The organism is Aquabacterium parvum (assembly GCF_001447195.1).
GTDB lineage: Bacteria > Pseudomonadota > Gammaproteobacteria > Burkholderiales > Burkholderiaceae_C > Aquabacterium > Aquabacterium parvum.
The window spans coordinates 1-273 of record NZ_LFRI01000497.1 but is presented as its reverse complement, the minus strand read 5'-3'; the positions used below and the strand labels follow the sequence as shown (position 1 = coordinate 273).

Genomic DNA, 273 nt, shown 5'->3' with positions numbered 1-273 from the left:
CCACTCGGCCCTCGAAAGGCTTGGTGTCCGGAACTGTGAGGGTGAAGAGTTGAACGAGGCCACGGTTATCGAGGCCCTCGATCTGGAGAACCGGGCGGGTGGGGATCACCTCGCCGGTCTTCTTGTTGACGCCACCCCCCAGGGTGGTGACTGCTCGAATGGTGCCGGTCAGCGTGAGCATCACAGGCTCCCTTGATCCAGGGCACCGGAACGCTCGATAGCTTCCTCGGCGCGGGCCAGCGCATCAGACACAGCAGCCTCGATGAACTCGCG

1 protein-coding gene is annotated in these 273 nt (G+C 63.7%); it reads right to left on the bottom strand.

Annotated features, from left to right (window positions below; translation table 11 throughout):
• Positions 1-181, bottom strand: a 181-nt coding sequence (locus ABG80_RS18380; RefSeq protein ID WP_152987627.1) for a hypothetical protein, incomplete at its 3' end; no start/stop codon positions are given.
• Between the last annotated feature and the right edge of the window lie 92 nt (positions 182-273).